The organism is Shewanella sp. JNE2 (genome assembly GCF_023159115.1).
Taxonomy (GTDB): domain Bacteria; phylum Pseudomonadota; class Gammaproteobacteria; order Enterobacterales; family Shewanellaceae; genus Shewanella; species Shewanella putrefaciens.
Window position 1 is genome coordinate 769,516 of the sequence record NZ_CP096169.1, and the last position, 23,049, is coordinate 792,564.

Consider the following 23,049-nt stretch of genomic DNA (forward strand, 5'->3'; position numbering starts at 1 on the left):
TGAGGAACTATGCTGCTCTATATTCACGGATTCAACAGTTCACCTTTTTCAGATAAAGCGATAATGACTGCGCAATATATGGCGCAGCATCATCCGTCCGTTCTCTTTCATCAACCCCAATTACCGAATACTCCTAAGGCCGCAATGGCACTTTTACTGGAATATGTGGAAGCGGCATTGAAGGATGGTGAACCACTTACCTATATTGGTTCATCATTGGGTGGGTATTTCGCCAGTTATTTAGCCGAACATTATGGTGGCCGAGCGGTATTAGTTAACCCTGCGGTAAAACCTTTTGAGTTGTTTGATGAGTTCATGGGGCCACAGTTTAATCCTTATACAGGAGAAAACTACCAAGTATTGCCTGAACATAAGATGGAGGTCGCTGAATTTAATACGCCAGTTATCCGTAATCCAGATCGTTTTTTGGTACTATTGCAAAGCGGCGATGAAGTGCTCGATTACCGTGAAGCACTGAGTAAATACCATCACTGCCAATTACGGATTGAAGCGGCTGGAGATCACAGTTTTGTAGGTTACGAGCACTATCTGCAAACTATAAGCCAATTTTTACACTTACCTTGACAAACCGACATCCAGAGCCGCAACATGGCCGGATATAACAACTTATAGCGTACACTATGACGAATCAATACACCTCTGACGCCATTGAAGTCCTTAACGGACTCGATCCTGTTAAACGCCGTCCAGGTATGTATACCGATACCTCCAGACCTAACCATTTAGGCCAAGAGGTCATAGATAACAGTGTCGATGAAGCCTTAGCGGGTCATGCGACCAAAATTGAAGTTGTTTTACACCTCGATAACTCCCTTGAAGTGACTGATGATGGCCGTGGTATGCCTGTGGATATTCATCCTGAAGAAGGTATTCCAGGGGTTGAGCTTATTCTGACTAAACTGCATGCAGGCGGAAAATTTTCCAATAAAAATTATCAGTTCTCAGGCGGTTTACATGGTGTTGGTATTTCGGTTGTTAATGCCTTATCGCGCCGTGTTGAAGTTACAGTGCGTCGTGATGGTCAAGTTTATGATATTGCTTTTGAACATGGTTTTAAGGTTGAAGAGTTAAAAGTCACAGGAACCTGTGGTCGTCGTAATACCGGCACGCGCGTGCATTTTTGGCCCGATGCGAGCTATTTTGACTCTGCAAATTTTTCCAACTCAAAACTCATTTATCTGTTGCGAGCTAAAGCCGTACTGTGTCCTGGATTGCGGATAAAATTCACCAATAAGCAGACCAATGAAGTCCATGAATGGTTTTACGAAAGCGGTTTAACCGATTATCTCAAGGCTGCTGTTGGTGATAACGTCATGTTACCCGAAGAGCCCTTCGTTGGCAGTTTTAAGGGGAAAATTGAAGCAGCCGACTGGGCCATTACTTGGTTGCCAGAGGGGGGTGAATCCATCAATGAGAGTTATGTTAACCTCATTCCTACCCCACTTGGTGGCACCCATGTGAATGGATTTCGTCAAGGTTTGCTCGAATCTATGCGGGAATTCTGTGAGTTCCGTAATTTGATCCCCCGTGGCATTAAATTATCACCAGAAGATATTTGGGACAGAGCCGCGTTTATTCTGTCGGTAAAAATGCAGGATCCGCAATTTGCTGGGCAAACTAAAGAGAAACTCTCCAGCCGCCAGTGTTCCGCTTTTGTTTCAGGTATAGTACGGGATGCTTTTTCACTCTGGTTAAACTCGAATACGGAATTAGCTGAATCTTTAGCAGAATTATGCATTAACAATGCCCAGCGTCGTCTTAAAGCTGCAAAAAAAGTGGCGCGTAAAAAGGTGACGTCAGGCCCCGCATTACCAGGGAAATTGACGGATTGTAGCGGGCAAGATCCGATGCGGGGCGAATTATTTCTCGTCGAAGGGGACTCCGCAGGCGGTAGTGCGAAGCAGGCTCGGGATCGTGAGTTTCAAGCGATTATGCCGCTGCGTGGTAAAATCCTTAACACTTGGGAAGTTGACGCTTCTCAAGTATTGGCTTCTCAAGAAGTGCATGATATTTCAGTGGCTATTGGTTGTGATCCCGATTGCAATGATATTTCAGAGTTGCGTTATGGCAAGATTTGTATTTTGGCGGATGCGGACTCCGATGGGTTGCATATTGCCACCTTACTCTGTGCGCTATTTTTGAAGCATTACCGTATATTGGTCGAACAGGGTCATGTGTATATTGCTATGCCGCCACTCTTTCGTATCGATATAGGTAAAGACGTATACTACGCCTTAGACGAGGCTGAAAAAGAAGGTATTCTTGACCGTATTAGCGCTGAAAATAAAAAAGGAAAAGTTCAAGTGACGCGCTTTAAGGGCTTGGGTGAGATGAACCCCTTACAGCTTCGTGAAACAACCATGGATCCTAATACCCGTCGTTTAGTACAGTTGACGATAGATGATGTGGAAGAAACCGATTCTTTGATGGATATGTTACTTGCGAAAAAACGTTCTCCGGACCGTAAATCTTGGCTCGAAGATAAGGGTGACATGGCTTTACTTTAATGTTGTGCATTATTGCCGATAACGATAAAACATAGGCATAAAGAAAATTACAATGTTGTATATAAAAACCAATAATTATAATTATTTAAAGGTGTTCTCAGCCTATACAGTTCTATTCGTCTCTGTGATTTTACTCCCCATTCACAGCGCGGTAGCTGCATCTCAATCGGTGATGATTACCGTTTCGAAGGGATTTGGTTTATCCCTTTACGCCTCTGATTTGGGGGATGCCAAACAGATAGCGATGGGATCAAATGGCACCTTATTTGTGGGCTCTCATAAAAGTGGCACCATCCATGCCTTGGTCGATAGTAACCAAGATGGCCGAGTTGATAAGCGTTATGTGATTGCAAAAGGTTTAAAATCTCCTGAAGCAATTGCCTTTTACGATGGCGATCTGTTTGTGGCAACCGAGAATCGGGTTATGCGCTTTATTGATATAGAGCAGCGTCTGCGTCGTCCTAGTCGCCCGAAAGAAATCTACAGCGATCTGCCTGCCTCTGATAAAAAAAGTACCAGAGCAATGAATTTTGGTCCCGATGGTCGTCTTTATATCTCTATCGGCGCACCCTGTAATGTGTGTGAAGCACCAGCCCCCTACAGCAGCATAATCGCGATTAATGTCGATACAGGAGCAAATGAGCAGATTGTCTCTGGAGTCCGTGATACAACTGGGTTTGATTGGTCGCCCATCGACGGTAAACTGTGGTTTGCCGATCAAGGGCGGGATTGGATGGGGGATAATTTACCCCCCGATGAAATCAACCGTGTTGATTCTATCGGAAGCCACTATGGTTTTCCTTATTTACATGCCACCTCTGTTATTGAGCCCGCTTACGAAAAGCCTAAAAACTTAAAAATTAGTGTTCCTATTTATGAGTTACCTGCCCATGTAGCACCGACAGGGCTGGCTTTTTATCGCGGCGTCCAATTTCCAGAAGTTTTCCACAATCAATTATTTATCGCCGAAAATGGTTCTTGGAACCGCTCTAGTAAAGTGGGTTACCAAGTTGTGATGCTTAAGATTGAAAATCAACAGGTTGTGAGTCGTGAAACCGTAGTCAGTTTTCTCGACGGAGAATTCCCCGTTGCTCGCCCTTATGCGTTGTTATCAGCCGATGATGGGGCTATGTACATATCAGATGATTTAAAAGGTAACGTATATCGCTTGTTCTTTAAAGGTGGCGATAGTACTGAAGAACCACAGGAACTAGAAGAAAATGAGTGACGCAATCGAGTTAAGTTTAGATGGGGTAGAGCAAATGCCATTGCGGCGCTTTACCGAAGAGGCTTATCTGAACTATTCCATGTACGTCATTATGGACAGGGCCTTACCGCATATCGGTGATGGGCTTAAACCAGTACAGCGCCGAATTATTTACGCCATGAGTGAGCTAGGTTTATCGGCTCAGTCTAAGCATAAAAAATCAGCCCGTACTGTGGGTGACGTATTAGGTAAGTACCATCCCCATGGTGATAGTGCCTGTTATGAGGCCATGGTGTTGATGGCGCAGCCATTTTCCTATCGATATCCCTTAGTTGATGGACAAGGTAACTGGGGGGCGCCCGATGATCCTAAGTCATTTGCAGCGATGCGTTACACCGAGGCGCGTTTATCTAAGTTTTCAGAAGTGTTACTCAGTGAACTGGGCCAAGGCACTGTTGATTGGGGGGCAAACTTTGACGGAACACTGAAAGAACCCAAAGTATTGCCGGCTCGTTTACCGCATATTTTACTTAATGGTATTACAGGCATTGCCGTGGGAATGGCGACGGATATTCCGCCTCATAATGTCAGAGAATTAGTTTCTGCCTGCGTAGCCTTGCTCGATGATCCAAAGCTCGAACTTGAACAATTGATGAGCTATGTGCCAGGACCTGATTATCCGACAGAAGCCGAAATTATTACCCCGTCTGCCGATATCGCAAAAATTTATGAGTCCGGTCGTGGTTCATTGCGAGCGCGTGCGGTTTATACTGTTGAAAGTGGTGAAATTATTATCACCGCTTTGCCACATCAAGCCAGTAGCGGCAAGATTTTAGAGCAAATCGCAGGTCAAATGCAGGCGAAGAAATTGCCTATGGTGGCCGATTTACGCGATGAGTCGGATCACGAGAATCCAGTGCGTTTAGTGGTGGTGCCACGTTCAAACCGTGTCGATTGTGATCAGCTAATGGCACATTTATTTGCCACCACAGATTTAGAAAAAAGCTTCAGAGTGAACTTAAACGTACTTGGCCTAGACGGTCGCCCACGGGTGAAAGGTTTAAAAACACTCTTAACCGAATGGCTAGAATTTCGCGTAGACACGGTTAAACGCCGGCTTGAATATCGCTTAGATAAAGTGCTTTCTCGGTTACACATACTCGAAGCTTTGATGATCGCTTTCCTCAATATCGATGAAGTGATTGAAATCATTCGTTTCCACGATGAACCAAAAGTCGAGTTGATGGCGCGTTTTTCGCTAACTGATAAGCAAGCAGAAGCGATCCTCGAATTAAAGTTACGCCATTTAGCCAAGTTAGAAGAATTTAAGATCACTGCCGAGCAGAATGAACTCGAAGCTGAGCGCGAAAAGTTGGAACAGTTATTAGGTTCTGAGCGGCGGTTAAAGACCTTGATCAAGAAAGAATTAATTCAAGATGCTGAAACCTATGGTGATAATCGTCGCTCGCCCATAGTGCAGCGCCATGAATCACGGGCTTTAACCGAGCAAGAGCTAACGCCGAGTGAGCCTGTAACCGTTGTATTATCTGAGAAAGGCTGGGTGCGTTGTGCTAAGGGGCATGATATCGATCCGTTATCCTTATCCTATAAGGCAGGCGATCAATATCTGTGTAGTGCCATGGGTCGCAGCAATCAGGCCGCCGTATTCATTGATTCATCAGGGCGAGCATTTGCAACGGATAGCCATACTCTGCCATCGGCTCGGAGCCAAGGCGAGCCAATCACCACCCGCTTTAATATGGCGCCTGGTGAAACGATGCAACACGTGATCATGGGTGAAGAGGAGCAATGTTATCTGCTAGCCACTGATGCGGGTTATGGTTTTATTTGTACCTACAACGATATGGTGTCACGTAATAAAGCAGGTAAAGCATTACTGAGCCTGCCAACGAATGCTAAATCATTGACGCCTAAGTTAATCGATCGCAATCGGGAAATGTCACTCCTTGCGATTACTAACGAAGGACGCATGTTGTTATTTTCCCTTGAGGCATTACCGCAGTTATCTAAGGGCAAAGGCAATAAGATTATCGGTATCCCCTCTGAGCGTGCGAAGAGTCGTGATGAGCTAATGACACACCTACAACTCGTGCCGAGTGATACTTCTGTGACTCTCTGGGCGGGTAAACGAAAACTGACCTTAAAGCCGAGTGATCTTGAACACTATCGAGGGGAACGTGGTCGTCGTGGGGCTAAATTACCGCGTGGCTTGCAGCGTGTTGATAGTGTTGAATTAGGTGAGGGTGGAGAACCATCACTTAGCATCTAATGATTGTGTATATTCGAGGGCCACTGACGCTATTTCTGCTCGGTGGCTTTTTTATAGATGTTAATAAACTCATTTTATAAATGCGTAAGATGTCGCAGTAAACATCAAGCGAGAAAGTGAGTCAACCACTGGATTCGCATCTATTATTAGCTGAATTTTAGATACAAAAAAACCGACGCTTAGTCGGTTTTATATTCTTCTAATGAAGAATTGGTACCAGTGGCCAGACTCGAACTGGCACGCTTTTAAGGGCGGCGGATTTTGAATCCGCTGTGTCTACCGATTTCACCACACTGGCATTATTACACTTAGAGACAACAATATCTTGCTACCGCTAAGTGCTGGGAATTATACCTTTGCCCATGACAATGGCAAGCCTTTTACCTAGGCAAACATATAAATTAGATTTAACCGCTCAAAAATCATGCTCTTGAGATTATTCTGCGCCATGTGAGAGTAAAAATGTCGTATATTCCTTGTCACTTTTTTGGATGTGATTAACGAGCCAAGATCGCAAGAAAGACATTAGCTCATCGGCAACATCTTCTCCTTTTCCTACACGTTTCTGAAAATCAAGAACTTGGCCCACAAGTTGCCCGTGTTTTTCTTTATGACTTTCACTTTGAGGATAACCAAAACGCTCAAATAGTTCTTCTTCATAGGAAAAATGGTTTGCAGTGTAATCCACCAATCCTTGTACTATGCGTTTTATTGCTTCTAGGCCATAATCTTCACTTAATGTCCTATGTAATTCATTGATAAGTGAGACTAACCTTTGGTGTTGACGGTTAATTTCTGGCATACCTATATCAAGTTCTTGCCCCCATGTGACAAATAACTTACTTAATGCTTGGTTTGAATTAAATAACGCTTTATCCACATGGAATCGATGTAGTAACGAGCCAATTTCCTGCGACATGTTATACACCTTAAGACTTGATAAATTCGTGTTATTTGTACGATGTGCATTGTTTAGAGCGAGTTTTGCTACAGCACAGATATTGTTATTAATTTCTTCTGCAACTTTATATTGTTCTTCAGAGGCAGTGGCTATTTGGTGAGACATATCCGTAATAGTATTAACTTGAACGGCAATATCATTGAGGGCGTGGTGTGCTTGGTTAACCATCAATGCTGTTTCATCTGCAAGACTGACATTGTGCAACATGACTTCAAGCCCTCTATGGGCTCCTTTTTGTAATCCTGCAATCTGTTGCTGAATTTCGACCGTGGCTTCTGAAGTTCTCTTTGCAAGATTACGCACTTCATCTGCGACAATGGCAAAGCCGCGGCCATGCTCACCTGCTCTCGCACTTTCAATGGCAGCATTTAAAGCGAGTAGGTTAGTCTGTTCTGCGACTTGTGAAATGGTTTCGATAATACTGCTGATGTTATTTGTATCGGCGGCTAAATTTTCAATAACATTTTTAGTGTCATGGAGTTGCTTTGTCATTCCATTAATTTTATGGACAATATTTCCCATGATGTGATCACTTTGTTTGGCTGAGTTCTGAGCCATATCAGCGGCCTTAGCTGTGCTGGCCGCGTTTTGTGAGACGGCTTGTACCGTTGAAACCATTTGTGTTATTGCTGTCGCAGCGAGCTCAGTTTGATGTTCTTGCTCTAATACGCCTTGTTTTGCTTGCTCACTGATAACTTTGATATCTGAGGCAACATTTTTCATTCCTTCGCAGGTATCTGACAGAGACAAAATAGTACGACTAACGTCTTCTCCCATGCGGTTGATACTACGCACAACCTTGATAAACACGCCTGCATCTTTTTCATCTACCTGGTAACTTAAATCCCCATCTCCTAGATGACGGGCCGCATGTTCAAGTTTGCTTAGGTTATTAAACAGTTTATAAATATAAAAAAATAATACTGCTGCAAGCAGGAGTAGGCAGAGTGTAGCAATGATATGTCGATCTATGATTAGACAATAAAGGGGATAAACGAGTAGCAACAGAGGAAAGAAGGTTGAACGATATATGATCGTGTTCTTTTGAACTGTCATTTTTGGCTCCTTCAAAAATGGGACTGATTGGCGGAAATGAGAGAATCTATGTGTCAGAACCAGTCTCTTTAGCATCTCGATGGCTGAGATAGTTAATCCTAGCGGTTAACGCAATAAGAAACAAAGGTAATACCTTGATCTATGACTAAATACTTTCTTGGTCAAACTTGATTCGTGTCACACAATTTTTCCAAGATTAGCGTTTTGTATGGCAATGTTGGTTTTTTATTGATCAGGATCAGTGTTTAGTTAAATAAGGAAAGCTAGTTTAGAGGGGACTTCACAGGAACGAGGATCTCAGTCATGGCATTTTGGTTAGATTTAATGTTTGGTAACCCTATCGGTTTACTCTCAATGATTGTTATCTTTAGCACAATAGGGATAATTTCTTATATCACTTGGATGTTTATTGTGAAGTCAGCACAACAGCCGTAGTTTTTGCTTCCATTGTTTATTATATTCTTTGTCACAAATTGCACATTATTATGGGGGTCTTAGATAGCCCCCATTTTTTATGTCCGTAATCTACACCTACACATTGTTTGTTGGTGCTAGATAGCATGTTTACGATTTTGTACTAGACCATTCAAAAATTGTGGTCTTGCTTTGATCAAATGCTGCATTTCTTCTTGGCTTGGTTCGCCTGCGGGTAGCCGAAGTACATCACGATTTAAATAGATGCGCGCTTTCATCGAAATTTTATAGTCAGCCGTAGGGCCTTGAATGGCGTAATGACGTTCGTTACCAAGGTTTTCTAAGATACAGGCGTTTAGCAAACTTTTCACAGCAGGTTCATTTTGCGGTAGAGTCAAAATAGTGGCACCTTGTAAGAAGAACTCACGTAAAAGTGCTCGCTCTGCGCGGTCAAGCAAATTCACTTTAGCTTCTATAGTTTCGGTAATACGCTTATCACTCAAATGGCGAATCGATTCATCTAGCCCTAAGTTCAGCAATTGGCTTAAAAAATAAGCAATAGAAATGATGAGTCCTAAACCTACAAAATGCGCGTGTTCAGGTACAAATTTATCAAGTGCCAGTATTTCTAACACATTGAGTGGAATAGATAATAAAACGACACAACTCACCATTAACCACAGCATGATTTTGAACATCATTTTCTTAGGGCTAAAGAACTTAACTGAATCAAGTTTGAGTTTTAACATAGCATTATCCCAGTGACAAAAAATTGAACTTGTTGACTAATAAGCAAATTCAATGCCATTTGTTGGAATGTAATTGATGGATTTTTACGGTGGATAAAATGCACAATTTAAAGCATCGGGTCTATGCTTATAAACATCTCAAGCCGCTCTCGTGCATAGAAAATTTAAGATGCTGACATTCTTTAGCCAATTAATCAAAAGCCCGATAGGCAGGCATCTTACTCTGTCTATCATCCTCTTTAGCTCTTTGATCACTTTAGTGACGACAGCCTATCAACTGGTAAACGATTACCAAGGTGATATTCATCGTATCGATAGAGTTTTTTCTAACATTGAAAAGGCCAATTTAGATGTGTTGGCTGCAAGTGTGTGGGTGATAGATGAGCGGTTAATTAATACCCAGTTAAATGGGCTTATCCAATTGCCTGATATTAACTATATTTCGGTTAGGGATGATAGTGGCCAGTCTTGGAGTTCTGGAACACGGCAGTCTGAGCAGTCCCTCGATAGGGTTTTTCCTTTAGTCTACAAATCACCAACTGAAAATATCAATGTTGGTATGCTAGAAGTTCAAGTGGATATGGATGCGATTTTTCAGCGCCTCTATGACAAAGCAATCCTTATCCTATTGTCTAATGGCATTAAGACCTTCTTAGTTGCTGGGTTTATTCTTTTCTTAGTGTGGTACAACATAACCAAACATCTCGATAAATTGAGTCATTACTGTAAGCAGATCAACCTTGACGTTGAATATGAGCCCCTCCAATTTGATCGAAAAGAAAAAGCTGATGAGTTTAAGTAGGTTGCTGATGCTATCAATAATATGCAGAACCAATTGAGGCATTCCTTTGATGCACTTAAAAACTCTAAAGCCGACTTACAAATTGCCTTAGAAGATAGAGAGCGACTCCTCAAACTGGAACGTAGTTACAAAGAAGAACTCGCAAGGCAAGTTAAAGAACGAACCCTCGAATTAGAACAATCCCTTGCAGCATTAAAACGTGCGCAGCAGGTATTGGTTGAACAAGAAAAAATGGCGGCATTGGGAGGATTAGTGTCAGGTGTTGCCCATGAAATAAATACACCGATTGGCATTTGTCTTACTGCCGCGAGCGCACAACTTAGTCATATCGACGAGCTTATTGAACTGATCCATAGTGAGCACGCAACCTTGGATGAAATCAATGCCATTTTGGATGAATACCAACAGAGCTGTGAGTTGATTGTTCGCAATATCAGCAAAGCAAGCAGTTTGATCCAAAAATTTAAGACGATTGCAATTGATCGCAGTCAAGAAGAACATCAATGCTTTAACTTACATGAGCAGCTTAATGAGATTTTTGAATCGTCATTGCTGATGCATCCCAATATCGAGGTTAAAGCAAATATCCTTGTTGAGCCGGAGTTAAACATTAAAACAAACATAAGTTTACTTAATCAAATGGTCAGCAATATTCTCTCCAATGCGTTTACCCATGCATTCCAACCTCGAGAAGCTGCTCTCGTACAGGATAATCTTATTCAAATAGATGCGAGCATTGATGAAGGTTTTGTTCATATAAGCATACAAAACAATGGGGTAAAAATACCGCCAGAAGTTGCAGAGCATATGTTCGAGCCATTTTTTACAACGAGTAGAAGTAAGGGCGGGACGGGATTAGGGCTATCAGCCGCATTTAATGCGGCAACTTTATTAAATGGCACTATGAGTTACCAAGCCGATGCCTCTTTAGGTGGTGCGCAGTTCAACATCAGTCTTCCTTTTACTCAATGTGACTTAGCTCCGCTTAATCAGTATCACGAGTTTCAAATATAAGCGATGTTTAGCTTATCTTATTGGTCGGCCTCATTGGCAATGTGTGCCAACCTTGATAATACTCGGCTTGCAGCGACAAAACCAAAGGTGCCTGTGACCATAGTGACAGCACCAAAGCCGGAAGCACAATCCATTCGCATGCTACCATCGGCGGTTGCCTTAGCGTTACATACCGAACCATCTGCTTGGGGATACACTAACTGTTCACTGGAAAATACGGCATCTATAGCAAAACGACGTTGCACGTTTTTAGAGAAGTGATATTCACGGCGTAAAATATTACGCACTTTAGCCAGCAGAGGATCTTGATAAGTTTTAGCGAGATCGGCGAGTTGAATTTGGGTAGGATCGGTTTGACCACCCGCGCCACCGACTGTCACTATCTTGATCTTTTGCCGTTTACACCAAGCAATAAGGGCCGCTTTTTGTTTCACCGCATCAATACAATCAATAACATAATCGATGTTGCCGCCTTCTTTGGCGCCAAGTAAATAGTCACCTAGGTTATCAATAGTGATAAAATTTTCAATTTCATTAACTTGGCAATCAGGATTAATATCACGGATCCGTTGTGCCATTACTGCAACTTTTGAGCGACCAATCGTCGATGTTAATGCATGAATTTGGCGATTAGTGTTGGTCACGCAGATATCATCTAGATCAATTAAGCTAATTTGCCCTATACCACTGCGTGCTAATGCTTCTGCGGCCCAAGTTCCTACGCCACCAATACCAACCACCACCACATGGGAACGGGCAAATTTTGCTAACGCCTTTTGCCCGTATAAACGGCCAATTCCACCAAAGCGATTCTGATAGGCTTCAGTCATCAATACTTACCTTCTATAAGACGTTAAAAAAGCGCTCTCCCTATCAAGGCTTTGGTAAGGCCAAGATACAGGTCATTGCTGAACATTAAAAATGCGTCGTGGATTCTAAACGATTTAGCCTAAAATTCGAAATCAATCTCAGCCCTTGTAAAGCGGTATTGATGAAGATTTGAATGTTAATAAGTTGATGATAAAGAAGGTAAACTGAATATTGTGATCATACTATTGAATAAAGGTATCAAAATAGTGTTTTCAATATGTAAATCAATATGATGAAAATCATGCCATTTTAAGTGTTTGTGATCTGTATCGCATTTTACTTTATCCCGTCTATGCAAACTCTGCCGCGCAATATCGCTAGTTCAGTGTGAGTTAATTAGCGTCTGAGTTCTAATACTATGGTCTATGCTACTCCACCTGTTTTAGCGGCAATCTTATGTTAATTGATGCGAAATAGGGCTTAGCTGATATTGGATGTACTGTAGGTTTATATGTTGATTTTAAACTGAATTGTTCAGTTTTTTAAAACTGTGTTTGAGGTGAAAATAGTTGTTTCTACCGCTTTTTTTACCCACTTATAGCTAAAAAACATACATAGACCTGCTTTATGACAAACTTGCTACAACATTAGTATATGCTACAGTTAGCGTCGCCGACTCACTTAGGCCTATGCGTCTGCTATACCTCTTAAGTAGTAAGTGAAATATGCTGTTTTACTGCTTTCATGCCAAATTGTGGTCAAGATATGGGGAAATATCCTAAAAAAGTCTGAATAAAGGCAAGGAGAACCAAAAACTTGATCTACGACACAGCCTGCAAGTCGTAAAACTGTAAAAATCGGCGGCAACTTTGTTACCGATAACCAGTAACAAATGTGTAAAACCACACAAAAACCATGAAAAATGGATAAGAACTTAGGTTCGAGGGAGCACAAAACATGAAAAAGACATTCATCTCTGCATCAGTTGCATCAGTATTGGCATTGGCTTCATTCGGTGCGCTAGCCGAAGGCCCAAGCTTCTATGGTCGCTTAGATCTAGCAGTGACCACTACTGATTCAAGCACTACTCTACAAGGTAGTACTAACAAAAAGAATCCTGTAAATTATGGCGATAGCGGTACTTATCTTGAGAATAACTTCTCATGGTTAGGCGTAAAAGGCTCTGAAAAAGTTGCCGATGGCGTAGACATTGTTTACCAAATGGAGTTTGGTGTTGATAACACTACTAACTCTAGTGATACATTCAATGCTCGTAACACTTTCTTAGGTTTTAAAACGGTTGCTGGTACAGTGTTAGCGGGTCGTAATGATACCGTATTTAAACAAGCTGAAGGTAATGTTGACGTGTTTGGTAACACCAACGCCGATATCGACCGTTTAGTGAGCGCTCAAGCGGCTGCTGGTCGTAGTGGTGATGGCGTATGGTACTACTCACCTAAAATTGCTGATTTAGTGACTCTGAACGCGACTTATTTATTTGATGATAACTATGGCACTTCAGACAGCATGTATGCCGTAAGTGCGACTTTAGGTGATAAAGCATTTAAAGAGCAAAACTATTATTTAGCGGCTGCTTATAACAAAGCTATTGGTGGCGTAGATGCATACCGTGGTGTGGCTCAGGCTAAGTTTGGTGACTTTACTGTTGGCGGTTTATTCCAACATGCAGAAAGCATTGTGAATGATAACCGTGATGGTAACTCATACTTTGTGAACGTAGTGTACAAACTACAAAACGGTGTGAATCTGAAAGCCGAATACGGTAAAGATGAAGCTGGTTTCGGTAGCTACTTCAAAAATGCATCAGGTCTTAACAACAATATGACCGTAGATTTGGATGACGTTAATGTTGATCAAATCACTATCGGTGCTGATTACCGTTTAGTCAAATCAACCTTGTTGTTTGCACACTATGCACACTATGAAGGTGATTTCAAACAAAATGGTGTTAAACAAGATCTAATTGAAGATGATGTTGTTTCTATCGGTGTACGTTACGATTTCTAATATCGTTAATTGATATTGATAAAAAAACCTACTGCTTGCAGTAGGTTTTTTATTTTCTAGATTTTCTAGGCGCTAAAAGCGCATGGCTGATTGACCTTAAGTTTTCCTTCCGCTTAGGCGTCGCGGGGTAAGCCTTTTTCAATAATTCGTACCATTCGTGCTGTTTGACGACGTGATTTTTGTTGCACTAGAGTGCTACTGGCAGCAAGGCGTGATTGCTGCGCATCGATGGCCCACTGAATATGTTCCAGTACCATTTCATCCACGTCGGCACTTTCCTGACGGTTAGTCAGTGCCTCTAAAATAATGGGGTTTGCAGGTGCATTACCCAGTGCTACAGCAATATTACGTAGCCAGCGTTTATGGCCAATGCGGCGAATGGCGCTTCCTTCTGTTTGTTTAAGAAACTCGGCCTCACTCCATGCAAAAAGGCTAAGGAGATCAGGTTGTTTTAACTGAGGACGAATATGAAAGTCGATTTCGGTTGTGAGTGGCGCTTGACGATTAATAGGGCATACAAGTTGGCAATCATCACAGCCATAAATTCGATTTCCCATCAGCGGTCTAAATTCTTCTGGGATAGCACCTTGTAGCTCAATGGTGAGATAGGAAATGCAGCGTCTGCCATCGACGACATAGGGTTCTACAATTGCCCCAGTAGGACAGGAGGTCATACAGGCAACGCATGTGTTACATGCTTCCTGAATAGGAATATCCACGGGTAGAGGTAGATTAATAAAGAGTTCTCCTAAAAAGAACCAACTTCCCGAATCATGGTTGAGGATAAGAGAGTGTTTACCTGTCCAACCAATACCCGCTTTTTCGGCTAAGGGGCGCTCAAGTACCGGCGCAGAGTCGACAAAGGGACGAAAATCAGCGGCATCAAAACCCAGTGCAATTAACTCTGCACTGATATGATCTCCGAGTTTTTTAAGTCGCGCACGGATTAATTTGTGATAGTCACGGCCACCCGCATAACGGGAAATATAACCTAAGTTGGGATCGGTGAGGTTGGTTGCAAAGCCAGCTTCAGGTGGCAAATAATCCATACGCACTGATATCACACGCACTGTACCTGGATGTAATTCTTGAGGGCGCGCACGCATCTTGCCGTGGCTAGCCATATAGGCCATTTCACCGTGATAACCCTTGTCTAGCCATGTCTGGAGCTTAATTTCTTCACTCGTTAAATCAGTATCGCAAATACCAACCCGTGCAAATCCTAATGCTTTTCCCCAACCTTTAATTTGTTGCGCAAGTCGAGAGAGTATCGCGGCATCGGGATAATTGGACTTAGGATAAATACTGGGCGACATGGAAATAGTGAAATGGCATTGTAAGGTGGCAATATGATACCAGTTTTACGCTCAATGCGGTGAGTTAACTCAAGCCGTTTGGAACTCCAGAAGATGTCACTTTGCATTCAGAGGGCGATCAAGGTATAAACCTCTTCATATTATGACACTATTATCGACCTGATATTTTTCGCATATTGCCGTCATTTTTAGCCATAAAAGTTATTACCGCATTGATTAGAGAGTTTGCATGATTTATTTATCAGATAGTTACCGCAAAACTGCGGAGCAAGTTTCTTTCAATGTCGCCAATAAAGTACTCCCTATGGCGACATTGCCAGAGAGTTTGTTGGAGGCTTACCAAGGCTTATACACTGAACTCTTGGAAGACCGAGAAGGTAAATTTAACCAAGCGTGGGCATCTTTACCCGCCAGTGCGCGTAATTTGATGGAACAAGCCGCATTCCACGGTTTCTATATTGCCAATGCTTGGTTGCAATTAAGCCGTGTCGCCCAAGAGATTTCTGAGCAAGCCGATACCGATAGTGCAATCCAAGAGCAAGAATACAATGGTATTTTTACGCGTTTAGCTAATGAGTCATTAAAAGAAAGCCTGCGTAAATTAAAGAAAGCCCGCACCGATCGTTCTATGCTCAATAGCTTTAAGCAAGTGATGGCGCCATAGCGTTGCACTGAAATCAAGCCTAGTGCTGAAATTAACCTAGTGTTGAAATTAACCTAGTGTTGAAATTAACATTGCGCCTGAAGTTAAAAAGCCCACTACTGTAAAGTAGCGGGCTTTTTACTGGTTTGCACAAACTCAGTTAAGCTGTTTTGCCGCAACGAGCGCAGCGGCAATGGTCAGCCTTAGAATGAGGTGCGTTTATAGCGGCGGTATTCTGGTTTCCAGAAATTACCTTCAATTGACTGCTGCAAAATCTCATCGCTCATTGGCAGCGTTAACCCTTGTTCTACCGCGACTTTGCCTACTGCGAAAGCAATATGCTTACTCACCGCATGGATATCTTCCAGTTTAGGCAGTAATGGGCCTGTACCATCGATTGCCAGTGGCGAACATTCGGCAAGTGCGCGGCTTGACGCCATCAACATGGCATCGGATACATGACGTGCGCCTGATGCTAATACGCCTAAACCAATGCCGGGGAAGATAAAGCTGTTGTTGCACTGGGCAATTTCATAGGTTTCACCATCGACAACGACTGGCTCGAACGGGCTGCCTGTCGCCACTAATGCTTGGCCCGAAGTCCAATGCAAGATGTCTTTAGGTGTCGCTTCTACGCGGCTGGTGGGGTTCGACATAGGGAAAATAATCGGCCGAGCACAATGGCTGTGCATAGCACGGATGATTTCTTCGGTGAAGAGACCCGGAACGCCAGATACCCCAATCAGCACTGTCGGCTTGGCGTTGTTAACCACATCGAGCAGTGAAATATTGTCGCTGAAATTGCTCCAATTTTGGATGTTGGTGCATTTCTGCGCCAATTTTTGCTGGAATGGCAACAGGTTAGGCATGTTGTCGAGCAATAAGCCCCAACGGTCAACCATACACACTTGAGTGCGAGCTTGCTCATCGCTGATCCCTTCAGACACCATTTGTGCCACGATAGCTTCGGCAATACCGCAACCGGCGCTACCAGCACCAAGGAAGGCGATACGTTGCTGATTTAATTCAGTGCCCGCAGCCTTACACGCAGCGAGCAAACAGCCAACGGCAACCGCAGCAGTACCTTGAATATCATCGTTAAAGCAGCAATAGCGATCCTTATAACGCTCTAGGATCGGCATGGCATTCTTTTGGGCAAAGTCTTCGAACTGGATCAAAGTATCTGGCCAGCGCACGTGGACGGCTTGCATAAAGGCTTCGATAAACTCGGCATATTCTTCGCCACCGATGCGTGGATGGCGCCAACCCATATACATAGGATCTTCTAACAACTGCGGATTATCTGTGCCTACGTCTAAGGTAATGGGCAGAGTATAAGCCGGACTGATACCGCCACAGCTAGTGTAGAGTGACAGCTTACCGATAGGGATCCCCATGCCGCCAATACCTTGATCGCCAAGGCCTAAAATACGTTCACCATCAGTGACTACTATGATTTTAACTTTTTGACGAGTCGAGTTATTGAGGATGTCATCGATCCTATCTTTGTTCGGATAGGAGATAAACAAACCACGGTTGCGGCGATAGTTTTTCGAAAAACGCTCACAAGCTAAACCGACTGTCGGCGTATAGATGATGGGCATCATCTCGCTGATGTTATTTTGCACTAAACGATAAAATAAGGTCTCGTTTGTGTCTTGAATATTCCGTAGGTAAATGTGCTTGTCTAAGTCGTTATTAAAACTTCTAAATTGATCGTAGGCGCGAGAAGCCTGCTCCTCAATCGTTTCAATGGCGTAGGGGACTAAGCCTTCGAGGTTAAAGAAAATTCGCTCTTCTTCAGAAAATGCACTGCCCTTGTTAATCAGTGGGGCTTCAAGAATGGCAGGTCCTGCAAACGGAAGATAGAGGGGGCGTTTATTATCGTCCATGGGTAACCTTTGAGTTATTGTTTAAGTGGTTAATACGTGCTTTAAGTCACGTAAGGTTACCATGAAATGTGATCTTTGTTGTCCGCGGAAAGCTGTATTTGTGGTTTTTTTTACAGCAGCAAAAAAGTTCGCTGTTTAAAACAGGATTTTTGAGGTTGTTGAAGTGGAATTGCGATGCGCTTGTGTGTATCCAAGCAAGCTTAGTATAGATAAACGTAGAGGTAAAAAAAACGCAGCCTAAGCTGCGTTTGATGTCATAGATTTAGCGTTATACGCCGCGATACTTAAGTGATAAGCCGCGAATAAAGTTGCGCAGTATTTGATCGCCACACTCTTTAAAATTCTTGTGGTCTGGATTGCGGAACAGGGCGCTTAGCTCTGATTTTGACATTTGCACTTCGGCTAATGCCAAAGTAGCGACTATGTCTTCTTCACGCATTTCGAGAGCCACTCTCAGCTTTTTAAAGATGAGGTTGTTGTTTAAACGTGAAACGGGGGCGGGAATTTCTGCACCTTCACGTAAACCGCGTTTTTCTATAATAAGACCATCTAAAAACTGACATAGGGTCGTGTCGTTACAAGCTTTATAACCTTCTTCCTCTTCTTTACGTAGAAGATCAATCATCTCTTCGACAGGCACTTCTCTTCCAGCTTTGGCAAAAATTTTAATCATTTTTGCATTGCTAAAATCAAACACGAAGCGCAAACGGCGCAAAATATCATTATTAATCATGGTCATCTCTTGGCGCGGCTGCGCGGTCTGGTTTAAGAGGCAGTATTATATACCCAAAGCGCTTCAAAAAGCAGAATTCAGTGGGAATTTAGCGCCGTTGACTGGGTATGTTTTTTTAAGCCTTGGTTGCAGTTTGGCCATTTGACTCATTACCCTTTTATGACGTTGTACCAATAGATAAACAGTGCCGCAAAAATCAGTAGGTAACTCAGGCCAAACCAAGAGAGGAGTTTCATCTTCGCGCCGTATCTATCGGCCTCGGGGAGCTGTTTGCTGGTCATTAAGCGGTAATTTAACCAAGCAAAAATGACGGTGGTCATAAAGGCCAAAATCATCACAAACTCGAGTAACGGTAAGAGTGCACCTTTAAAGAAGAGGATCAGCAATAAGCCAAAGGCACTGATGGCGAGCATGATCCCTGTGAGGCGTTTGTCTGAACAGGTCTTTGAGGTGAATAACTGCCAGCCCATATCTAAGGTGCGACTATAACCATCGATCACTGTTACTGTTGTGCTAAAAATACACAGGAACGCGACAATACCAATAAGATAACGACTCTCGCCGCCCATCACTTGGCTGTAAAGATTAATCAATTGATTCGCAAATTGCGCACCCGAATCTGAAAAATGCTCTCCACTGCCGTGCATGACCAATGCGCCAAGTGCGAGGAATACAATTGCGAGGATGGCGGTGACTAGATAGCCTAAGTTGAAATCCAGTAGCGCTTGGAATTGAGTCACTTTTTCGGTCTTTTGTTTCTCGAGTAACCAGAGAGAATTCCAAGCACTGACTTCAATCGGTGCTGGCATCCAGCCCATCATGGCGACGAGAAATCCCACATGAGCCCATTGCCAAGGTGAAGCAGAGACAAAATTGCTCGCTAATGGTTGAGCATGATCCCAAGCTAAAGCCACGGCAATCAAAGTGGTTAGGGTGAGGGCGAACATGATGATCTTAGTGAGTCTATCGAGCAGTTGATAATGACCCAAAATCAGTAAAGCCAAGGAACTTAGCAATACCAGTAGGGCCAACCAATCAATGGGCAGCGGAATAAACTGGGTCAACATCGCCGCCGTTAACATGCAAACGCCCGCTGTGCTGGCGATGGCGGCGATAACATTGAGTCCAGTAAACAGCAGTAAGTAACCTCGGCCCTGTTTTAAGTAACCATGTAGCAGACTTTCCCCTGTGGCGGCCGTATAGCGGGCGCCAGCGGCAAAGAAGGGGTACTTAAGTAAATTTACCCCCAGAATAACCCAAGCTAATTGCCAACCAAATTCGGCGCCCGCGCGAGTGGATGCAACTAAATGGGAAGCCCCAATCGCGGCTGCAGCCATAAGAACACCGGGCCCCATGGCTTTAATGCCGAGCATCAGATGTGTCATCCAAGAGGATGATGTGGAGGTTACTGAGGATTCTGTCATCTTGTTATCAAAAAGACCTAACGTATTGAACTAAAATATTTTACTCAAGCTATTTATTTCATTTTTGACCGAGTAAGGCTTCTATTCGTTTTAGACTGGCAGCAATTTCGACCACATTTTGTAGAAGGATAGTGTCCAACTGTGCTGGTGAATGTGCTTGGGGGATATGATGGCTAAGACGTTCTTTTTGTTCAAGAACAAGGGTTCTAAACTGAGGTGCATCAACAATGCCAACTAAACTAATTAGGGCACCAGCACCCGATTGTCCAGCGGTTTCAACCGTGAGCTTATGTAAACCAAATAAGCGCATAATTGGACCTTGGATCAACGCCATATCGGTAATTTTATCTAAAGGCACAGTGTTTTCGGTGCGCGTTAATATGCCGCGACGTACGATAAGTTTGTTATGGGTAAGCTGGGCACTCATATTGTTAATATAGCGACGAGTCCCCCACAATCCAATTGGAAACCAAAGCAATAACAAGGGGATACCTATGATACTCAGGCTAAAATATGCGGCGCCCGATAGCAGCCAATATAAGCCTAAATTGTCTGCAAACTTAGCTTGGTGAATGATGTTGTCTTCCATACTTTCTCCATAAATCCCGTTATTCAAGCTTATGATATGGCTGTGGTGTGTACTGCTATACAAGGATGATTATCTTGGGTTATCTCTCAATGAAAATACAGATTTTTAACATATTAGGATATTCTTTTTTATCCTATGGTTTGGCAACCTATACCAATCGTATTAAATATCTGTTCATTCAGCGGGAGTTCAACGCGCTTTAGACAAGGCGAAGGCTTGAAGGCATAGTGGTCTCTGTCAAAAGCCTTAAACGCAGTATAAAGCGCGTTGAAACCCGCCCTTCGGGGCCACACAGGCATCCCACTCCCGTGTTGCATTAACTTAAAAGGGAATGACCATTTTTGCGTCAATGCGCCTTGGATTGAGATGCCTGTGAGGCTCTGAACTGATTAGATATTTAATGTGATTGGTATTAGTTGTTTTGAAAGACTTTTGTGAGGGAATACTTCAAAAATAAAAAGGGCAGATATCAAGATCTGCCCTTGGTCTCGTGTGTTTTTGGGTTTTAAAGCTGTGTCGCTGCCCATTTTGCACGGCTTTCGCGGCTTTCGCTCATACCATGCTGCTCACGGTAGGCTTTATAGGCTTCAACATCGAGTGGGATTAAGCTGACATCTACTTCGAGTACCAGTTTGCACTCTTTCTTAATGCGCCATGCGGATGTGTTGTAGAGTTCCGTCAGTGGGAGTGAGCTTAAAAATTCTGGATTATATTGGCTATAAATGGCTTGGGTTGGATATACCACAAAGGCGAGTTGGCGCTTAGGTTCTTTTTTAAACAAGGCTTCAATACCATCAGTGGTATTGAGCACTTGCATCTCAATAATATCGTCGATTTCTAACAGCTTCTTCTGGGCAAGCTCTGGCGCCATTGATTCACCATTCTCCCAGGCTAAGACGTCGGCTTCAGTATGATTAGTCAGTTGACCTACTTGAGCAGGGCTTAGGCTAAGCGATTGGCGTAAGTAGCTCATTTCAATGGCGTTCAAGCCAATATTTTTAGACATAATGCGGTTCTCAAGTTCGATAATAAAAAATTAGTATTTGTTTTTTAACCAAATATCTTCAACCCATTCCCAGAAGGATTCCCAATAGATATCGGCAAAGTCACCATTTTTCCAAAAGTGCACTTGACCCTCTTGGTCGATGCAATAAAAGTCATCACCCATCTGACAAATGGCAATCATGTCCCTTGGCATGCCGATTGACCAAGCATAACAGGTCACTTCGGGGAGATAAGTGTGTGAATAGGGATCGGCAACGGTAACCGGTTCAATTGCACCATAAATGACATCACTGGCGTAAAGTAGATATTCTTTTAGCTCCCTTGGCAATGAAATGAGGATCTGCTCTTCCACTTCAACGAGTTGTTCAAATGTGGGTAATTCGAGCGGAACGGGCACGCTTTCACTGCGTTCTTGGAGTTGCTCAATAATGTCGTGCATGGCATTTCCTGCGGTTAGGGCTATGGCGCGGGATTATATACCCAAACAACCTGAAGATGCGAGAAAGCGGCTTTATACCACAGTTGGTATCAATAGATAAAAAGGCGCTGGCACCTTTACAGGTAACCAGCGCAAGAGTGGAAGCTGTTTTTGAGTTAGGCTACGGCGACTTTTAATAAACTGGCTTCATCGACTCGTTTATAGTTAAGCCACGCTTTATGATAAAGCTTGTGTGATTCTTGGCGCAGCTGGGCAATTTGCGCTAACTCAAACTCGCTCAATGGACGCTGTTGTTTGATGGCATTGGCTTCAATCATCTGCACTTTTTCATATACCTTGTGTTCAGGACCACTTTTGATATCGGCGATATCCTGTAGGTGTAATTGCACTTCTGCAATCATGCCCGATTCGGGTAAGCGTACTAATAAGTTTAGGTCACGATAGCCAGAGGCTTTTGGTGTGGCAAAGCGGTTCTTTTGTTGAACAATTTGGGTTTGTTCACTCAATACTTGATAAACCTGCATAAGCTCTTGGATGCTATCGGTAACAATACTGGCTCTGGCAAGATCCGTAATTTTACGGGCATCACCGCTAAATTTTGTCGCCACTTTATCGGCCGCGCGTTGATAACTTTTGACTTCAGGAATAATGATATGTGCCTGAGATTGCGTTGTAATTTGCTCAAGTAATTGACTCAACTCGGCTTGAGCTTTATGGGCCTGTGAATATAAGTTTGCTAGGTTGCTTGAGGTCTGGAGTGGTATATCGAAGGTTTGGCTGCTTAGAGCATACAGACCTTGAAGATCATGACTTTGTACTTGTCTTGCACTGTAATTGCTGCGGTCTGTTTTCGTGTCATTGATATCTAAGGCGCTTGCAACGGTAGCTCGGCTTGATAATAAAAGTAGAAAAATAAAAAAAGTACGAAATAACTTAGTCATGCGGCCTACTTCCTTATGGGTGAGTTATACAGGTCACGCATCCACCATAGGCTTCTATTGCTTAATTAAAGCTGAACCAACCATGAAGACTTGTTCATCTTGCGCATCGGTTCATATTTATCGTCTAGTAGTTTTAGGTAATAAAAATGGCGCTATCTATTACAGATTGCGCCATTTAGTGGCTCAGCCAAGATGGTTGAGCAATGAT

General features: G+C 43.1%; 18 protein-coding genes, 1 tRNA gene and 1 pseudogene. 8 read left to right on the forward strand and 12 right to left on the reverse strand.

Translation table 11 applies throughout. The features are described 5' to 3' along the window. The first annotated feature begins 9 nt into the window (after positions 1-9). From MZ182_RS03505 to parC, 4 genes are read left to right on the forward strand one after another with little or no spacing between them, the layout of a single operon-like run. Positions 10-585, forward strand: coding sequence for a YqiA/YcfP family alpha/beta fold hydrolase (locus MZ182_RS03505; RefSeq protein ID WP_025007909.1), 576 nt, complete (start codon positions 10-12; stop codon positions 583-585). Positions 586-641: 56 nt separating this feature from the next. Beyond that, on the forward strand, positions 642-2,528 hold the full coding sequence (parE, locus tag MZ182_RS03510) for a DNA topoisomerase IV subunit B (RefSeq protein WP_011790657.1): 1,887 nt from the start codon (positions 642-644) through the stop codon (positions 2,526-2,528). Between the two features lie 52 nt (positions 2,529-2,580). Beyond that, positions 2,581-3,756: a PQQ-dependent sugar dehydrogenase gene (locus MZ182_RS03515; protein ID WP_011790656.1), complete on the forward strand. Its 1,176-nt coding sequence runs from the start codon at positions 2,581-2,583 to the stop codon at positions 3,754-3,756. Next, a complete protein-coding gene (gene parC, locus MZ182_RS03520) occupies positions 3,749-6,025 on the forward strand; it encodes a DNA topoisomerase IV subunit A (protein WP_248066244.1) in 2,277 nt (758 codons plus the stop codon). The genes MZ182_RS03515 and parC overlap by 8 nt, the downstream gene beginning before the upstream one ends. A 211-nt stretch (positions 6,026-6,236) precedes the next feature. Here parC and MZ182_RS03525 read toward each other — a convergent pair. After that, positions 6,237-6,323 (reverse strand) — tRNA-Leu (locus MZ182_RS03525). A 138-nt stretch (positions 6,324-6,461) separates the two neighbouring features. Then, positions 6,462-8,042, reverse strand: coding sequence for a bacteriohemerythrin (locus tag MZ182_RS03530; protein ID WP_248066247.1), 1,581 nt, complete (start codon positions 8,040-8,042; stop codon positions 6,462-6,464). Positions 8,043-8,345: 303 nt separating this feature from the next. Between MZ182_RS03530 and MZ182_RS03535 the strand changes: the two genes are divergently transcribed. Continuing rightward, a complete protein-coding gene (locus MZ182_RS03535) occupies positions 8,346-8,477 on the forward strand; it encodes a DUF3149 domain-containing protein (RefSeq protein WP_011790653.1) in 132 nt (43 codons plus the stop codon). Between the two features lie 116 nt (positions 8,478-8,593). Here the strand turns inward: MZ182_RS03535 and MZ182_RS03540 are convergent, their stop codons facing one another. Further along, on the reverse strand, positions 8,594-9,205 hold the full coding sequence (locus tag MZ182_RS03540) for a superinfection exclusion B family protein (protein WP_011790652.1): 612 nt from the start codon (positions 9,203-9,205) through the stop codon (positions 8,594-8,596). A gap of 169 nt (positions 9,206-9,374) precedes the next feature. On the opposite strand from MZ182_RS03540, the pseudogene MZ182_RS03545 reads away from it, so the two are divergent. Further along, positions 9,375-11,021: pseudogene (locus MZ182_RS03545) on the forward strand (ATP-binding protein). A 17-nt stretch (positions 11,022-11,038) separates the two neighbouring features. On the opposite strand, the gene tcdA reads toward MZ182_RS03545, so the two are convergent. Continuing rightward, positions 11,039-11,851 (reverse strand): tRNA cyclic N6-threonylcarbamoyladenosine(37) synthase TcdA, encoded by an 813-nt coding sequence (gene tcdA / locus MZ182_RS03550; RefSeq protein ID WP_248066248.1) that lies wholly within the window; start codon positions 11,849-11,851, stop codon positions 11,039-11,041. Positions 11,852-12,788: 937 nt separating this feature from the next. On the opposite strand from tcdA, the gene MZ182_RS03555 reads away from it, so the two are divergent. Next, a complete protein-coding gene (locus MZ182_RS03555; protein ID WP_248066251.1) occupies positions 12,789-13,859 on the forward strand; it encodes a porin in 1,071 nt (356 codons plus the stop codon). Positions 13,860-13,972: 113 nt separating this feature from the next. On the opposite strand, the gene queG is transcribed toward MZ182_RS03555, so the two are convergent. Beyond that, on the reverse strand, positions 13,973-15,175 hold the full coding sequence (queG, locus tag MZ182_RS03560; RefSeq protein ID WP_248066252.1) for a tRNA epoxyqueuosine(34) reductase QueG: 1,203 nt from the start codon (positions 15,173-15,175) through the stop codon (positions 13,973-13,975). Between the two features lie 229 nt (positions 15,176-15,404). On the opposite strand from queG, the gene MZ182_RS03565 reads away from it, so the two are divergent. Next, on the forward strand, positions 15,405-15,839 hold the full coding sequence (locus MZ182_RS03565; protein WP_011790647.1) for a DUF3069 domain-containing protein: 435 nt from the start codon (positions 15,405-15,407) through the stop codon (positions 15,837-15,839). Between the two features lie 182 nt (positions 15,840-16,021). Here the strand turns inward: MZ182_RS03565 and MZ182_RS03570 are convergent, their stop codons facing one another. The 7 genes from MZ182_RS03570 to MZ182_RS03600 form a co-directional block, all read right to left on the reverse strand. After that, positions 16,022-17,710 carry an NAD-dependent malic enzyme gene (locus MZ182_RS03570; protein WP_061782818.1) on the reverse strand — a complete coding sequence of 563 codons (1,689 nt, stop codon included), beginning with the start codon at positions 17,708-17,710 and terminating at the stop codon, positions 16,022-16,024. 268 nt (positions 17,711-17,978) lie between these two features. Beyond that, positions 17,979-18,443, reverse strand: coding sequence for a DUF1456 family protein (locus MZ182_RS03575; protein WP_014609922.1), 465 nt, complete (start codon positions 18,441-18,443; stop codon positions 17,979-17,981). Positions 18,444-18,592: 149 nt separating this feature from the next. Continuing rightward, the gene (locus MZ182_RS03580; protein ID WP_248066254.1) at positions 18,593-19,867 is read right to left on the reverse strand and encodes an Nramp family divalent metal transporter; all 1,275 of its coding nucleotides are present in this window, start codon (positions 19,865-19,867) and stop codon (positions 18,593-18,595) included. A gap of 58 nt (positions 19,868-19,925) precedes the next feature. Next, entirely contained in the window at positions 19,926-20,456 is a 531-nt protein-coding gene (locus MZ182_RS03585; protein WP_025007857.1) for a PH domain-containing protein, read from the reverse strand. A 505-nt stretch (positions 20,457-20,961) separates the two neighbouring features. Further along, positions 20,962-21,462: a DUF4447 family protein gene (locus MZ182_RS03590; RefSeq protein ID WP_011790642.1), complete on the reverse strand. Its 501-nt coding sequence runs from the start codon at positions 21,460-21,462 to the stop codon at positions 20,962-20,964. 30 nt (positions 21,463-21,492) lie between these two features. Continuing rightward, the gene (locus tag MZ182_RS03595; RefSeq protein ID WP_011790641.1) at positions 21,493-21,900 is read right to left on the reverse strand and encodes an SMI1/KNR4 family protein; all 408 of its coding nucleotides are present in this window, start codon (positions 21,898-21,900) and stop codon (positions 21,493-21,495) included. A gap of 155 nt (positions 21,901-22,055) precedes the next feature. Next, positions 22,056-22,841 (reverse strand): RelA/SpoT domain-containing protein, encoded by a 786-nt coding sequence (locus MZ182_RS03600; protein ID WP_011790640.1) that lies wholly within the window; start codon positions 22,839-22,841, stop codon positions 22,056-22,058. Between the last annotated feature and the right edge of the window lie 208 nt (positions 22,842-23,049).

Excerpts from the sequence above, each read along its gene's own strand:
- MZ182_RS03505 (WP_025007909.1), top strand. The coding sequence starts at position 10 with ATGCTGCTCTATATTCACGGATTCAACAGTTCACCTTTTTCAGATAAA.
- parE (WP_011790657.1), top strand. The coding sequence starts at position 642 with ATGACGAATCAATACACCTCTGACGCCATTGAAGTCCTTAACGGACTC.
- MZ182_RS03515 (WP_011790656.1), top strand. The coding sequence starts at position 2,581 with ATGTTGTATATAAAAACCAATAATTATAATTATTTAAAGGTGTTCTCA.
- parC (WP_248066244.1), top strand. The coding sequence starts at position 3,749 with ATGAGTGACGCAATCGAGTTAAGTTTAGATGGGGTAGAGCAAATGCCA.
- MZ182_RS03530 (WP_248066247.1), bottom strand. The coding sequence starts at position 8,042 with ATGACAGTTCAAAAGAACACGATCATATATCGTTCAACCTTCTTTCCT.
- MZ182_RS03535 (WP_011790653.1), top strand. The coding sequence starts at position 8,346 with ATGGCATTTTGGTTAGATTTAATGTTTGGTAACCCTATCGGTTTACTC.
- MZ182_RS03540 (WP_011790652.1), bottom strand. The coding sequence starts at position 9,205 with ATGTTAAAACTCAAACTTGATTCAGTTAAGTTCTTTAGCCCTAAGAAA.
- tcdA (WP_248066248.1), bottom strand. The coding sequence starts at position 11,851 with ATGACTGAAGCCTATCAGAATCGCTTTGGTGGAATTGGCCGTTTATAC.
- MZ182_RS03555 (WP_248066251.1), top strand. The coding sequence starts at position 12,789 with ATGAAAAAGACATTCATCTCTGCATCAGTTGCATCAGTATTGGCATTG.
- queG (WP_248066252.1), bottom strand. The coding sequence starts at position 15,175 with ATGTCGCCCAGTATTTATCCTAAGTCCAATTATCCCGATGCCGCGATA.
- MZ182_RS03565 (WP_011790647.1), top strand. The coding sequence starts at position 15,405 with ATGATTTATTTATCAGATAGTTACCGCAAAACTGCGGAGCAAGTTTCT.
- MZ182_RS03570 (WP_061782818.1), bottom strand. The coding sequence starts at position 17,710 with ATGGACGATAATAAACGCCCCCTCTATCTTCCGTTTGCAGGACCTGCC.
- MZ182_RS03575 (WP_014609922.1), bottom strand. The coding sequence starts at position 18,443 with ATGATTAATAATGATATTTTGCGCCGTTTGCGCTTCGTGTTTGATTTT.
- MZ182_RS03580 (WP_248066254.1), bottom strand. The coding sequence starts at position 19,867 with ATGACAGAATCCTCAGTAACCTCCACATCATCCTCTTGGATGACACAT.
- MZ182_RS03585 (WP_025007857.1), bottom strand. The coding sequence starts at position 20,456 with ATGGAAGACAACATCATTCACCAAGCTAAGTTTGCAGACAATTTAGGC.
- MZ182_RS03590 (WP_011790642.1), bottom strand. The coding sequence starts at position 21,462 with ATGTCTAAAAATATTGGCTTGAACGCCATTGAAATGAGCTACTTACGC.
- MZ182_RS03595 (WP_011790641.1), bottom strand. The coding sequence starts at position 21,900 with ATGCACGACATTATTGAGCAACTCCAAGAACGCAGTGAAAGCGTGCCC.
- MZ182_RS03600 (WP_011790640.1), bottom strand. The coding sequence starts at position 22,841 with ATGACTAAGTTATTTCGTACTTTTTTTATTTTTCTACTTTTATTATCA.